Annotated in this window: 11 protein-coding genes; 3 read left to right on the forward strand and 8 right to left on the reverse strand. The window is 43.1% G+C overall.

The features are described 5' to 3' along the window. Positions 1-50 precede the first annotated feature (50 nt). The 5 genes from WCV65_RS15215 to WCV65_RS15235 form a co-directional block, all read right to left on the reverse strand. Entirely contained in the window at positions 51-1,649 is a 1,599-nt protein-coding gene (locus WCV65_RS15215; protein ID WP_338777610.1) for an amidohydrolase, read from the reverse strand. 108 nt (positions 1,650-1,757) lie between these two features. After that, complete coding sequence (locus WCV65_RS15220; RefSeq protein ID WP_338777612.1) at positions 1,758-3,335, reverse strand: acyl--CoA ligase; 1,578 nt, start codon at positions 3,333-3,335, stop codon at positions 1,758-1,760. 177 nt (positions 3,336-3,512) lie between these two features. Further along, complete coding sequence (locus WCV65_RS15225) at positions 3,513-3,716, reverse strand: alpha/beta-type small acid-soluble spore protein (protein ID WP_035409483.1); 204 nt, start codon at positions 3,714-3,716, stop codon at positions 3,513-3,515. A gap of 102 nt (positions 3,717-3,818) precedes the next feature. Beyond that, positions 3,819-5,027, reverse strand: a complete 1,209-nt coding sequence (thiI, locus tag WCV65_RS15230; protein ID WP_338777616.1) for a tRNA uracil 4-sulfurtransferase ThiI — start codon at positions 5,025-5,027, stop codon at positions 3,819-3,821. A gap of 4 nt (positions 5,028-5,031) precedes the next feature. Then, on the reverse strand, positions 5,032-6,177 hold the full coding sequence (locus tag WCV65_RS15235) for a cysteine desulfurase family protein (protein WP_338777618.1): 1,146 nt from the start codon (positions 6,175-6,177) through the stop codon (positions 5,032-5,034). A gap of 199 nt (positions 6,178-6,376) precedes the next feature. Between WCV65_RS15235 and brnQ the strand changes: the two genes are divergently transcribed. Beyond that, positions 6,377-7,720 (forward strand): branched-chain amino acid transport system II carrier protein, encoded by a 1,344-nt coding sequence (brnQ, locus tag WCV65_RS15240; RefSeq protein ID WP_338777620.1) that lies wholly within the window; start codon positions 6,377-6,379, stop codon positions 7,718-7,720. A 39-nt stretch (positions 7,721-7,759) separates the two neighbouring features. Here brnQ and ezrA read toward each other — a convergent pair whose 3' ends face one another. Further along, the gene (gene ezrA, locus WCV65_RS15245) at positions 7,760-9,469 is read right to left on the reverse strand and encodes a septation ring formation regulator EzrA (protein WP_338777622.1); all 1,710 of its coding nucleotides are present in this window, start codon (positions 9,467-9,469) and stop codon (positions 7,760-7,762) included. Positions 9,470-9,870: 401 nt separating this feature from the next. On the opposite strand from ezrA, the gene hisJ reads away from it, so the two are divergent. Then, complete coding sequence (gene hisJ, locus WCV65_RS15250) at positions 9,871-10,692, forward strand: histidinol-phosphatase HisJ (RefSeq protein ID WP_338782321.1); 822 nt, start codon at positions 9,871-9,873, stop codon at positions 10,690-10,692. Here hisJ and refZ read toward each other — a convergent pair. Beyond that, the gene (gene refZ / locus WCV65_RS15255) at positions 10,664-11,296 is read right to left on the reverse strand and encodes a forespore capture DNA-binding protein RefZ (RefSeq protein WP_035409494.1); all 633 of its coding nucleotides are present in this window, start codon (positions 11,294-11,296) and stop codon (positions 10,664-10,666) included. The genes hisJ and refZ overlap by 29 nt on opposite strands. Positions 11,297-11,427: 131 nt before the next feature. Here refZ and WCV65_RS15260 point away from each other — a divergent pair, with 131 nt between their 5' ends. Then, positions 11,428-11,907 carry a GAF domain-containing protein gene (locus WCV65_RS15260; RefSeq protein ID WP_035409495.1) on the forward strand — a complete coding sequence of 160 codons (480 nt, stop codon included), beginning with the start codon at positions 11,428-11,430 and terminating at the stop codon, positions 11,905-11,907. Positions 11,908-12,123: 216 nt separating this feature from the next. Here the strand turns inward: WCV65_RS15260 and WCV65_RS15265 are convergent, their stop codons facing one another. Continuing rightward, complete coding sequence (locus WCV65_RS15265) at positions 12,124-13,953, reverse strand: diguanylate cyclase (protein WP_338777625.1); 1,830 nt, start codon at positions 13,951-13,953, stop codon at positions 12,124-12,126. Positions 13,954-14,200 lie beyond the last annotated feature (247 nt).

Consider the following 14,200-nt stretch of genomic DNA (forward strand, 5'->3'; position numbering starts at 1 on the left):
GTTCTTGATTCAGAGCCAGTTAAGAGAACATATCTGAGCAGATCCTGGATTCAGAAATCTGCCTTTTCATAAACAACCTTTCCTTCTGCGACTGTCATTGCCACCTTCGTTTTGAGGAGCTCATCCGGATCTTCCATTGTAAAGGGATTGCAATCGAGAATGGTAAAATCTGCGTCAAACCCGGGCTGAATTTTTCCTCTTTCGTGTTCCTTATGGATTGCCGCTGCACTGCCTATTGTATAAAGCTTAATTGCTTCATACGTGGAAAGTGCTTCTTTCATGAAGTATCCCGGCTCCTCTGGTGTATGGATGCTTTTCCTTGTTACAGCTGCATGAATCCCTAAGAGCGGATCAATCGGTTCAATCGGTGCGTCTGATCCCCCGGCACATGGGATTCCACGGTCTATAAGAGTTTTCCAGGCGAAGGATGTTTTTACCCTTTCTTCTCCAAGCCTCTCGATAATCCAAGGGAAATCACTGGCTGTAAATCTTGGCTGGATATCAAGGATGATCGGCATATTCTGCAGCCGTTCGATGAGATCAGGCCGGAGAATTTGTGCATGAATGAAACGGTCTCTCTTTCCAATGGCGGGAGGATGCAATTCGACTGCATTCAGAGCCATCTCAAATGCTTGATCTCCAATTACATGGATGGCAATTTCCCTATTATAGGATCTTGCTTTTACTATTAGTTCATTCAATTCTTTTTGAGTATGGACGGCAACTCCCTTTACATGGGGATCATCCGAATACGGCTCGCTTAATAGCGCTGTCCTGCCGCCAAGTGCTCCATCTGCAAAGATTTTCATAGCCCCATATTCAATAAATCTTTGATCCTCTATGCGGTTCTGCTCAAACTCGTCTATTACAAGGTGATGGATAAGCAGGTGTGCCTTAAACGGCATGTCTTCGGACAGCACTTCATTATAGGCATCAATCGGAAGCTGCATGGCTCCGTAATAGGACAAGTCCTCGGAATGCCCCCCGGTTAAACCATACGTGAAGCAGTCCTGAACAGCTTTGCTGAGCGCCTTTTTCAGGTATTCCTTTGAAACAGGAGGAATCGTTTCAAACAATACGATATCCTGGGCTCTGTCCATCAAAAATCCAGAAAGTGAACCGTCCTCCCTGCGGCCAATAATTCCGCCTGCCGGATCCGCCGTTTCTTCCTCAATTCCTGCAAGCCTTAGTGCAGCTGAATTTGCTAAAATAGCGTGCCGGCATATCCTTTTTAAGACAATTGGATGCTCTGCGGACATTTCATCAAGAACCGCCCGGTCAAACATCCATCCTTCGCCCAGCTGATTTTCATTCCACCCTTCACCGATCACCCATTCTCCCGGCGCAGTTTCTGCAATTTTCCCTGCAAGTGCTGCTTTAATGGCTTCGTGGCTTTCCATATCAGAAAAATCAAGCCTCATCAATTTCTCACCATGACCTATTAAATGGAGGTGACTGTCCACAAAGCCAGGAAACACGGTTTTTCCTTTTAGATATATTTCTTCATCAATGGTATCCCCATATGCAGCTCTAATTGCTTTCTCATCGCCTGCTGCCTCAATTTTATTTCCTGCTGTATAGATGGCCTCTACCTGTTTGTTTTCGCCTTCCATTGTATAGATCGTGCCGCCGTGCCATAACGTTCCCATGATTATCCTCTCTTTCTATGTATTTCATTGAAATATGGAAATTCTAGCATACCGCCGCCATAAAGAAAACCAGGCGTCTGCCCGGCTCCTTTATTTTACCTATAAAATTTAAACACTTTCTCTCATTTCCTCTTTTTGACGGAGCTCGACTCTCCGGATTTTTCCGGAAGCGGTTTTTGGCAGGTCTGTTACAAATTCTATTTTACGAGGATACTTATAAGGCGCTGTCAATTTCTTAACGTGCTCCTGCAGAACCTTCACAAGACCAGGATCTTCGGCATCTGCACCGTCACCGAGCACTACATATGCCTTTACCACACTACCTCTAATTTCATCCGGACTCGCAACAACAGCACACTCTCTTACAAACGGATGTTTTATAAGCGCATCCTCCACTTCAAAGGGTCCTATCGTATAGCCCGAGCTGATGATAATATCATCAGAACGTCCTTCGAACCAGAAATAACCGTCCGCATCCATTCTTGCCCTGTCGCCTGTCAAGTAATAATCCCCTCTGAATTGCATAGCAGTCCTCTCCGCATCTTTGTAATATTCCTTAAAAAGGGCTGGAGTGGAGCGATGTACCGCAATGTCTCCTACTTCATTTTCCTTGCAAACCTCACCGTTGCCGTTTATGATTGCTACCGTATTGCCGGGCGTAGGTTTTCCCATTGATCCCGCTTTAATTTCCATTCCCTTCATTACCCCGACCAGCAGCGTATTCTCGGTTTGTCCGTATCCATCGCGCACTTCAATTCCAAAGTGCTTCCTGAAAATGTCTATAACTTCCCTGTTCAAAGGCTCTCCTGCGGAAACCGCGCTGTGCAGGCTGGAAAGGTTGAAACGGGATAAATCCTGTTCTTTTGCCATCAGTCTATATTCTGTGGGAGTACAGCATAAAACATTAATTTGCTGATCCTGAAGCAGCTGCAGATAGTGAGACGCTTCAAACTTACCATGGTAGATAAAGCCGGTTGCCCCCATTCCAAGTACGGATAAAAACGGACTCCAAATCCATTTTTGCCAGCCCGGTCCAGCTGTAGCCCAAACCTTGTCCTCTTTACGAATGGAGAGCCAGTTGGCAGCAGCCGTCCGAAGATGTGCATACGCCCAACCATGTGTATGGATAACGCCTTTAGGATTGCCGGTCGTACCGGATGTATAAGAAAGAAAGGCAGTGCTGTCATTTTTGGTGTCTGCAAATTCTAATTCACCAGATTGCCTGCTCATCTCTTCCGTCAGCGAGCGCCAGCCAGGCTGAGGCTTTCCTATCACCCATTTAAGTAAATCTTGTGCTTCCTCTACTTCATTGGTTTGTTCTGTGAATTGCTCATAGCAGATGATCCCTTTTACTTCACCATGGGTAATTCTGTAGCGGAGATCCTTAGGTCTTAGCAATTCAGAACTCGGAATGACAACTATTCCGGCTTTTAAAGCACCCATATAAACGGCATAGGCTTCCACAATACGCGGTGTCATGATTAGGAGCTTGTCCCCCTGGCGCAAACCCGCTTCTATTAAAGCGCTTCCAATTTTGTTTGCTTCCGTTATTAATTCGCCATATGTAAGTTCTTTGCGCTGAATCCCGTCTTCCCAAATAAGTGCCGTTTTCCCGGCATCTGCAATTTTCTCTATTTCGCTAACCAAATTGTAATAATCAGGTGCAAGTAAGCTCTCCCGTTTCATATCCTGACTCCCCCTTTGCATTCTTCTTTTTAATTATACAAAATTTTTATAAATTTTTGAATAATAACAATTTAATTAGCGCTAAAGGGGATGCTGTTCTTTAGGGGCTGAATACATTTCAGAATTCAAAAAAAATAGAGCAGGGTTGCCCCTGCTCCTGTAGCCATGTTTTATTTATTATTTTTTGTAACCGCCGCCCAAGTTTGATTGTGCGTAAGAAACGAGACGCTTAGTGATCTCTCCACCTACAGATCCGTTAGCGCGTGCAGTAGTTTCTGCTCCAAGGTTTACACCGAATTCAGAAGCGATTTCGTATTTCATTTGGTCGATCGCTTGTTGTGCGCCTGGAACTACTAGTTGGTTTTGTCTGCTTTGTGCCATGTGTTCTCACCTCCTTGTGAATATAGAGTGTGTAATAACACATGTCTTCATTCTTCAAATCTTTCTGGTAATTGTTACTAACAATTTCCCTGATTTAAAGGTTCAGAGCAGACTGTCCAAACTTTTGTCAGCGGCATCCTTTTTATCCGTAAAATCAATGGTTACGGTGTGATCGACCGCTTCCTGTGTCAAGCTGTCAAAGTCTACAAAACTTTCGTATCGGTTGGCTTTATCAAGCTTCGGTCTAGTTTTTGGCGCTGCCGGAGTAAATATTGTACAGCAATCTTCATATGGACGAATGGAAATATCGTGTGTCCCGATCTCTTTAGCAATCTTGATAATTTCCGGTTTATCAAATGAAACGAGCGGTCTGATGACCGGTGTCGCTGTTACATCATTAATAGCAAACAGACTTTCAAGCGTTTGGCTTGCCACTTGTCCTAAGCTCTCACCTGTAACAATTGCAAGCCCTCCATTTTTAATCCGGAGCTGATCCGTAATTCGCAGCATCATTCTTCTTGTAGAAGTCATCGTATAGTTTTCAGGCACCTGCTGTTGAATCTGTTCCTGAATCGCTGTGAAAGGAACGATATGAAGCTTCATTTTCCCTCCATAATTGGAAAGCTGTTCGACGAGGTCAATGACTTTTTGTTTCGCTCTTTCACTTGTATAAGGGGGACTGAAAAAATGGACAGCCTCCAATTCAACCCCTTTTTTCATCGTCATATAAGCAGCAACAGGGCTATCCAATCCTCCTGAAAGCATAAGCATCGCTTTCCCGCTGATTCCCGCAGGCAGGCCTCCCGGACCGAACGTATCCTGAAACATAATGTATGTTCCTTCTGTACGAACTTCTACTTTAATCTCATGATCGGGCTTCCGTACATTTACGGTGAGCTCTTCAGTATTTGAAAGAATATGTCCTCCAAGAATGCCGTTCATCTCGTCAGATGGCACAGCAAAGGTCTTATCCGCTCTCCTTGCACTGATCTTAAAGGTGTCACCGGGCTGGTATACAGAATTGATAGCTTCCAAAGCTGTCTTTTTAATTTCTTCAACATCACTCTCGCACTTCGCTGCAAGGCTAAAAGAATGAATACCAAAAATACCTGTCAGTCTTTTCGAAATTTCCTGATGAGGCTCCCCGTTTAGCTGAATGTAGATCCGGTCCCGGTTTGACTGAAATCGGATAGCAGGAAAGTCTTTTAATACTTCTTTTATATTTCTTCTAAGTCTTTCAACAAATTTGCTGCGGTTTTTCCCTTTAGTGGAAATCTCCCCGAACCGTACGAGTATATGTTCAAATCGCATCATTCTACCTCTTCATTTTCATAATATGCTTAATGGCCTGCTCGAGAGCTGTAAACATGGTTTCCAGCTGTGAACGGTCTGTATGGATATCCAGGCTGATTCTAATTCCGCTTTCAGCTTCTTCTTTGCTTTTGCCCATCGCCAGAAGGGTTTTGCTCGGTAAACTCTTTTTAGAAGAACATGCAGATGTGGTCGATACATAAATCCCGCTCTCCTCCAGCCTATGAACGAGAACTTCGGATTTAATCCCTGGAACAGAGAAGTGAATGATGTGCGGAGCTGAATGACCTTTAGTGGTATTCAGTACAACACCTTCCATTGTGCTCAGCCTTTTCATAACCTGCATTTTCGTTTCTTCAAGAGCCTTTCCCAACCGAGCATAGTCCTCCTTAGCCATTCGAAGCGCTTTTGCTGCGGCCGCAATTCCGGGTACGTTTTCCGTACCGGACCGATAGTGATTTTCCTGTTCGCCTCCCGAAAGAAGCGGTGTTAGACGGATGCCTTTTCTTACATATAATATTCCAGTACCTTTAAGACCATGGAACTTATGGGCTGAAAGGGAACATAAATCAATACCTGCCCCTTTCAGATCCAGAGGAATCTTTGCCGCTCCCTGAACATGGTCCGTATGGAATGAAATGTTAGGATACTCTTCAAGTAACGCTCCAATTTCTTCAATTGGCTGGATGGTTCCTACTTCGTTATTAACGTGCATGACAGATACTAAAATCGTATCTTCCCTTATTTCGTTTTCTAATTGCGAGGGGCTGACTCTTCCTTCTTCATTAACGGCAAGGATTGTCAAATCAAAGCCGAAATCCTTTTCCAGCTGCAAACAGGCTTCCATTACAGATGGATGCTCAACAGCAGATACAATAATATGCTTGCCTCTATGCATTTTCATAAAAGCCGTACCTTTAATGGCGAGATTATTGGCTTCCGTTCCTCCTGAGGTAAACACGATTTCATCTTCTTCAGCGCCAAGGAGATTCGCTGTCTGCTTTCGTGCCTGCCTCATAAGATTTTCAGCCATGCTCCCCATTTTATGAAGAGATGAAGGGTTGCCGAAAAAATCATTGGTGACTTGTATATAGGATGCCAGAACCTCTGGATATGGTTTTGTTGTGGCACTGTTGTCTAAATATAGCATTTTCATTCCTCCATGGATAAATGCACACATCGTAATATGTTATCATATAGGGCGGAATATTGAAATGGAGAAATCTATTCGTTGACGAGTTAAATTTTTTGAATATAATTAAAATTAAAACAGTTGAACAATTCGACATTTTTCATAAAGCTGTGGTAATATCTTACCGGTATGTATTGTCAGAGTCAGGAGGCTTATCATGAAACAAGGTTTATCAACTAAAGAAACGTTTGTCGTTGGACTAATGCTGTTTGCCTTATTTTTCGGAGGCGGAAACATGATTTTCCCCCCGTCGCTAGGACAAGCAGCAGGCACAAACGTATGGATTGCCATAGCCGGATTCCTTATAACAGGTGTGGGGCTGCCATTGCTTGGAGTGATTGCGATTGGTTTAACAGGCTCTGATGTCCAAACATTAGGGAGCCGGATTCATCCCGTTTTCGGAATCGTCTTTACCATTGTTCTCTATTTAGCAATTGGTCCGCTATTCGGCATTCCTAGAACAGGAACCGTCGCCTATGAAATAGGCGTTACACCATTTCTTCCAGAGGGAATGGCTAAAAACGGAATGTCCTTATTCATTTACACCCTGCTATTTTTCGGTGTAACGTACTGGCTTTCACTAAATCCAAGCAAGCTTGTAGACAGAATTGGAAAGCTCTTAACCCCTGCTTTACTGGCAATTCTCACATTGCTTGCCATTAAAACATTTGCTACGCCGATGGGAGCTGCAAAAGCCCCGCAGCCTGCTTATCAGGATAGTCCATTTTTCAAAGGATTTTTAGAGGGTTACTTAACGATGGACACACTTGCCGCACTTGTATTCGGGATCGTTGTCATTAACGCTGTTCGGGACAAGGGAATAACGAACAGCAAATCCATTACAAAGGTTTGCATACAGTCAGGCCTCATTGCAGCTGCCGGATTGGCACTGGTTTATCTTTCTCTTGCCTACATGGGAGCAACAAGCGTCGACGCCGTCGGGCTTCAAAGCAATGGAGGACTCATATTATCCAAATCAGCCAATGTCCTCTTTGGTTCATTAGGAAACATTGTCCTCACACTTGCGATTACATTTGCATGTCTAACAACCAGCGTTGGACTTGTATCAGCTTGCGGGCAATATTTTTCGAAAATTCTACCAAAGGTTTCGTACAGTGTTATTATTCTCATACTGACCATTTTCTCTACAGTTATAGCGAACTTTGGCCTAACACAGCTCATTGCATTTTCGGTACCTCTTCTGACAGCGATTTATCCGCTTGCCATCGTTCTGATTTTGCTGTCACTCATTGACAAGATCTTTAACAGGGCTCCGGAAGTATACGCTGTTAGCCTGTTCTTAACAGGAATCATCAGTATCGCCGACGGTTTAAAAGCAGCAAAAATACAATTGGGTTCTCTCTATGAGCTTTTCGATGCCTTTGTTCCATTATTCTCACTAGGCATCGGATGGGTTGTACCCGCTATAACCGGTGCCCTTATCGGATATGTAATTGCTCTTATCCGCAGGCCAAATCTTAAAACAAAAGAGAGTCATTAAAAAAGGACAGATCCAATGGATCTGTCCTTTTTTCCGTCTCTATTTGTTTTTCAATTCTTCTAAATCTTCTTCAACAAGCGTTCCAATTTTTTCAAAGGAACCCGGTTCTACATGTTCAATAGCCGTTGCCGCCTTCTTTAATGAGCTTTCATATTCATAATGCCGGAAGAGATTCTCTGCTTCATGCAGATCTTTTGAAAGCCTTTCATTCCGGCTTCTGAACCGGTTCCCATACTGGATAATCCTTTCAACATAATATACTTGTTCAATCATATCTTCTGTTTGCTGATGCACTTTAGCAGAAGCAGAGACGGCATCTTCAAGCAGGATATTGACCGCTACCATATCCAGCGGAATTTCATCCAGCTTCTCAGATACATAAGCGATTGTTCTCTGAGCCTCTTTTAACAGGTCGGAGTAAGCAGCTGGCAAACCAGGCACATTGCTCTTGCTGATCAATCTTGCAGATTCATTAAGCAAACGCCTTGCCTCTGTTAACTGCTCGCGTGCCAGCAGCTCTTCTTTTCGAAGGGCATGAAGCATCTCCCGGTACTCGTTATGGTCTTTGCGAACTTCAGATGTTTGTTTTTCAAGCTCCAGCAGTTCTTCTTTCAGAAGGGAATAAGCAATTTTTTCACTCGCCATTTTATCCTGAATGTGATGGAAGCGCTTTTGAAGCGCCGCTACTTGTTTATCAATGCTGCGCAGTCTGGATGTTTCCTCTTCGCTTAGATGATAGCTTTTCTTTACCGTGTCCGTTTCTTCCTTTGAAATAAGCTTAGCAGCTGTTAATTCATGAAGTGCTCCCTCTGTCTTCACTGTTTCAGATAACACAAAGTGGTGGGCGTGCACTTCCTTTTCAAGAAGATCATACATCGTCTCAATCGATTCATGGATCTCTTGGAGACTTTCGCTGATTCCGTCCAATTCAAGTTCGCAAATCTTTTCCTGGAAAATGATGAGCGTCCCGGATATCCGCTCCGCTTCACTTTGAATTTGAATATGTTCAAGAAAATATCCCTGTTCTGCCATTTCCTTGTATCCATCCGAAATTTCAGCCAGCTGGTTCGGTATTGCACTCTGACAGTCTGCAAGCATGGCAGGGATGAGCTCTATTTTGGCGCATAGCTCATCCAAAATAACATTCTGTTTTGTAAGGATTTCTCTAGCAGCCAAATAATTGCCTGCGTCTGTCTCTGCTTCAAACCGCTTTAGTTCTTCATACACTTCATAAAGCGCTGTCTCGAGCTTTGCATGCGCTCTTCCAAACGTATGACTGTGGGCAAGCAGAGTCTTTTTCGCTTTTTTAAATTTCTCTTTTACATCTTCAATTTCAATGCTGTTTCTCTCTTCGCTCGTTACAAGCTCATAGATTTCTTCGATGATCTGTTCAATGTTCTGATCGGCTGCCTCAAGCATCCTCTCAATATGGGCGAGTACCTCTTTTGATTTCTTGAATCGGTACTTGTCCGCATGGTCTTCTGCATCGAATAGCAGTTCTTCTACTTCTGGAAGCTGGGACGTAATGATTTCATCCCATTCCTGTCTCCATTTTTCAAATAACTCTTCCGCTTGTCCAGTCATTTTTAGTTCTTTTACTCTGGACATCTCGTCTGCGAGCGACCGGTTCATAATTTCAATTTTTCTCGCTTCAAGCCGGTCGACTTCCCGGTATATATTTTTCCTGATAAAATAACCGACTGCGAAAAAGATAACGAGTGCAGCCAGTAAACCAATAACGACTTCCATAATGGGCCCCCTTGCTGTATATAAGAAAAGCACAAGCTCTGATAGCCCCATGAGCTGCTTGCGGCTTACGTCTGCTCAAGCGTTCAAAACGGCACGCCGGAAAAAGAATCATGAGACGGCTGGTCCGCTGCTTTATCAGTTTCAAGAATTGTTTATAATAATGCTGTGTCAGTACACAGACTTTTCTCATTGAAAAAAAAACGGTTTGCCGCTGTCATGTTAGAATCTACTGACTCGTTCCATACCCTTCATTTGTCACATGCACATTCTATGTATAACACTTGCAAAAGTTATGTTATTTCAATGTTTTTATGATACCATGTTAACGATATTTTTTGACCAGTTTTTTTAATTTTTTACATGCTATTATCCTGCTTTATACCAAGGGGGAAAAGAATTTGATAAAAATAGACGGTCATGTCCATACTCCTTTTTGCCCTCACGGCTCCCCGGACAGTCTTAAAAGCTATGCCGAAAGAGCTATTGAGCTTGGGTTTAAAGAGATTTCATTCACTGAACACGCTCCGCTTCCTGAAGGATTTTCCGATCCTGTACCTGAGAAGGACAGCGCTTTGCCAATGGAACAGCTTGAACTCTACATCCATTCCATTCTGGAAATTAAAAAAGCTTACTCGAAGGAAATTAGAATTAATCTGGGGTTTGAAATAGATTATATCGAGGGCTTTGAAGCAGCCACATCCAAATTCCTGAACAATTATGGAGAAATAATGGACGATTCCATTCTTTCCGTTCATTTTCTGCTGAATAACGGAAACTACTACTGCTTGGACTACAGTGAAGAGGGTTTTGCCGAGATATGCCGGGCGGCAGGCTCTGTTGAGGATACCTATAATCTTTATTACCGGACAGTTGAAAAATCCATTCTTTCCGATTTGGGCAGCTGGAAGCCTAAACGAATCGGCCATATCACACTCGCTCATAAATTCCAGCTGCTGTTCCCTGCACCCGGTCAGGACTTGGAACGAATCAGCAGCCTGCTTGATTTAATAAAAGCGGGGGGCTATGAGCTTGATTACAATACGGCGGGCTTGAGAAAAAAACATTGCCAAAATCCCTATCCATATAACAGTGCGGCAAGGCTTGCCATCGAAAAGGGCATTCCGCTTGTGTACGGTTCAGATGCCCATATGGCTGAAGATACGGGAGCAGATTATCAAGCCTTTGAAAGATTGATTACAGGATTGCCTCTTTCTTCGGAGTAAGCAATGAAATCATCCAGCTTTCAAGTTCATGGAAATACTGCTTAACAAAGTAATCTTCATGCGGCTGAAGGTAAAGAACTTCCGCAATATACTGGGGCTGAAGGAAAGGCATTGTCAGCATCCCTTTCAGCTGGACAATAAAATGGCCAATCGGTATTTTATTCAGGCTTCCGTCACCCATACCCTCTTCCAGCAATGAAGCCAGTAAAAACTTTTCTTTCAGCATATACGTACTCATCACTTCTCTGATCAGCATCGTATCCAATGTAATTTCCCGATATACAAACCGGGTTAATTGACGCCGTTCATGCTGATAGCTTAAAATGTTAAAAACTAAACGGGTCAGCCTGCTCACCGGACTTTTATCAAGATCAGCCAGAATGGCCCCGTCCATGGCATTTAAATATCCTTCGTAAAAATCGGAAACAAGATATTCCATCAATCCGGTTTTACCGTTGAAATAATACGAAATATGAGCAACATTGACGCCTGCTTTCTTGGCAATTGCCCTGACGGAAGTACCAGTGAAACCATTCGTATTAAACAGAGAAATAGCTGATTGAATGATTTTTTCCTTTGTCAGATTAAAGGTTTCCTGTTTCATCCGGCTCACCCCTTGTATTCTTTCCTACTTCTTTCCATAGAAGAAGGGGGAATCCTTTATGATCTTCTCGACAAAGTTCCTTTTGGGGAAGATCCCGTTCGTTATATTTGAATGAAAGAGGGAGATAAATCATGTTTCATGTCGAAAAATACTCAAATAACACGAAAGAAAATTATGAGCTTGTTATTAAACAGCTGAAGGCTCTTCTCGAAGGGGAACCGGACCAGATTGCCAATCTGTCTAACGCTTCCGCATTGCTGAACCAGTTTCTTACAGAGGTTAATTGGGTCGGCTTTTATTTAATGAAAGAAGGAGAACTCGTTCTCGGCCCATTTCAGGGACTGCCCGCTTGTGTGAGAATTCCTGTTGGCAAAGGGGTCTGCGGAACGGCCGCGGCGTCTGGTGAAACCCAGCTCGTTGAAGACGTACATCAATTTCCCGGCCACATCGCCTGTGATGGAGCAACCAATTCTGAAATAGTCGTACCTTTAGTAAAAAACGGAGAAGTCATTGGTGTCCTCGATATCGACAGCCCTGTTAAAAACCGGTTTAATGAGCTGGACAAAGAATATATTGAACTTTTTGCAGAAGCACTGCTGCCGTTTATTTAACAAATGAGCTCTTGTTTAATTAGGTTCTATAAATAATACCTGTCCTTGCTAATTGGAGCGGAGGATGAGGTAATACAGCCAGCTGAAAAAAGCGCCTGGATTTATGTCCGGGCGCTTTTTTTATTTCTGTTATACTTGGCTGTTGAGTGGCGCTGCAGACGTTCAATCCAATCAACAAGGTGTAAAAAAACCAACCTCATGCGTTAACATTGCCTATTATTTTTCAGAGTCTGCCTGAATGACCACTTGATCCTTGCCATTGCTTTTCGCTTTGTAAAGAGCCCTGTCTGCTCTTAAGAACAGCTGTTTAGGCGTATCCTCCCGGTCCGCTTCCCACCAGGAAATACCGCAGGATACAGTAATGGAAGGAGATGTGATTTTTCTAACCCGTTCCACAAGGCGGTTTGCAACCGCAATACCTGACTCGATTTCCACCTGCGGCAGGTAAATTGCGAGTTCTTCTCCGCCCCATCTTGCTCCAACATCATGCTCTCTCACATTGCTTTTAATAATGTTCCCTACTTGAATAAGAACCTCATCGCCTGTCTGATGACCATAGGTGTCATTGATGTTTTTGAAATTATCAATGTCTATTAACAGAAAGACCCCATTTCTCTCCTGACTCATTGATTGCCGGATCCGTTCATTTAAATAGTTTCTCGAAAACAGCTTTGTCAGGTTATCCGTCTTAACAAGTGCCTCCAGTTCTTCGCGCAGCATTGAATTTGTCAAGGCAAGTGTGGAATGGTGAATCAGCGATTGGAGAAGCTTAAAGGTTTCAAATGTAAAATGGTATGGCGTTTCATGTACAGCAATAGCAAAACCTCTGACCTGCTCATTCTCCATCATCGGAACGGCCATTAGGCATTTGTAAAGCCCTGGCACGTTTTGAGCAGAGAGGTTCCCTATGAAAATACCTTCTTTCTCATTCATAATCTTTGTCCGAACGAAGGAAAGATAGGACTCTGCTTCGGGAGTAATAAAGAAGCCTGTACTGCCGGGTAAAAGCTGGTAGCTTCCGGACGAATCTTTGTAAAAGAAACCTGCTTCCTGTGCATTAAAGGAATGGATAATCCGTTCTGAAAGAAATTTCATCGTATCTTTAAGCGGCATGTTTTTATTTAGCTGGTGAGATGTTTCATTGATTAGCCTCAGATCCTCTATCACTTTTTTAGACTGCTGATAAAGCTGGGCATTCTCCATCGCGTTTCCAGCCGCATTCGCCAGCATCATAATAAACTTAATTTCCGATTCCTTGAGAGGACTTATTTTGTCAGAGATGACCTCGAGCACTCCGTATATTCCCTGTCTCCCTTTGAGAGGAACGAATACATGGATATTTTCAGAGGAGGCTCTGTCCATTTTAATGGTCCCCGTTAAAAAAGCTTCCATCGCACAGTCCGTAGAACCTTTTTCATCGAAATATAAATCCTTTGTCGGCAGTTCAAGTCTGCTGTCATTGTCATGTGAAAGAAATAAATAGAAAATGTAGGAAGAATACATGCTTTGAAGGGCTTCAATAAGTTCAAAAAGAACCTGATCCTTATCCATTGAGGAATGGAACCGCTCAGTCAGCTCATAAAGATGAGTATGCTTTCTTGAATTCAACACACTCGTTTCAATCTCTCTGCAATAAAAAAGAAACTGGCTGCATGCATGGCTTACTTCATTAAGATCATCGGTACCTGTCAATTCAGCTCCAATCATCTCAAGGACCGCAAACCATTCTTTCTGAGGATCACCGATCAGCATCCTGCATTGGTCAGTCTTTTTGGAAAAGCCATTCTCAAACAATTCATCCCGGTCTTCCTCTGTAGAAGAAACAGGGGATTGAAAGGATGAAGTGCTCGCCGTAAAATAGGGCAGCAATGGAACATTTGCAGAATAATAGCAGTAAATTGCTGCTTGGTCAGCATTAAATACAGATTTCAATTCAGAGGCTAGCCACCTTGACGCCTTCTCAATGGAATGATCTGTTCTTTCATTATATAAATAGGCAAAAAAACGGCCGTTCAGTGATGCAGCCTTGCTGATGATTTCTTGCATGTTTGGACCACCCGTTAAATTCCAAATTAAGTAAATTTTAATGATTTTATTATATCATAAAACTAGCTCTTTCCATAGATTAACTTTCCCTGACAGCCTATCAATTAAACGCACTGTTGACATCACCGTCACTACGTCATATAATGTTCTTTGTTGTGTAAAATATTGCAGCCTCAGAATCGCATAGATGTCCCCATTTTGTTCCCGTGCCTGACACGAGGTGCATCGAGTAACTCCCTGCTGCTGG

Origin of the sequence: Metabacillus sp. FJAT-52054 (genome assembly GCF_037201815.1) — a bacterium.
In the GTDB taxonomy this organism is placed as follows: Bacteria; Bacillota; Bacilli; order Bacillales; family Bacillaceae; genus Metabacillus_B; species Metabacillus_B sediminis.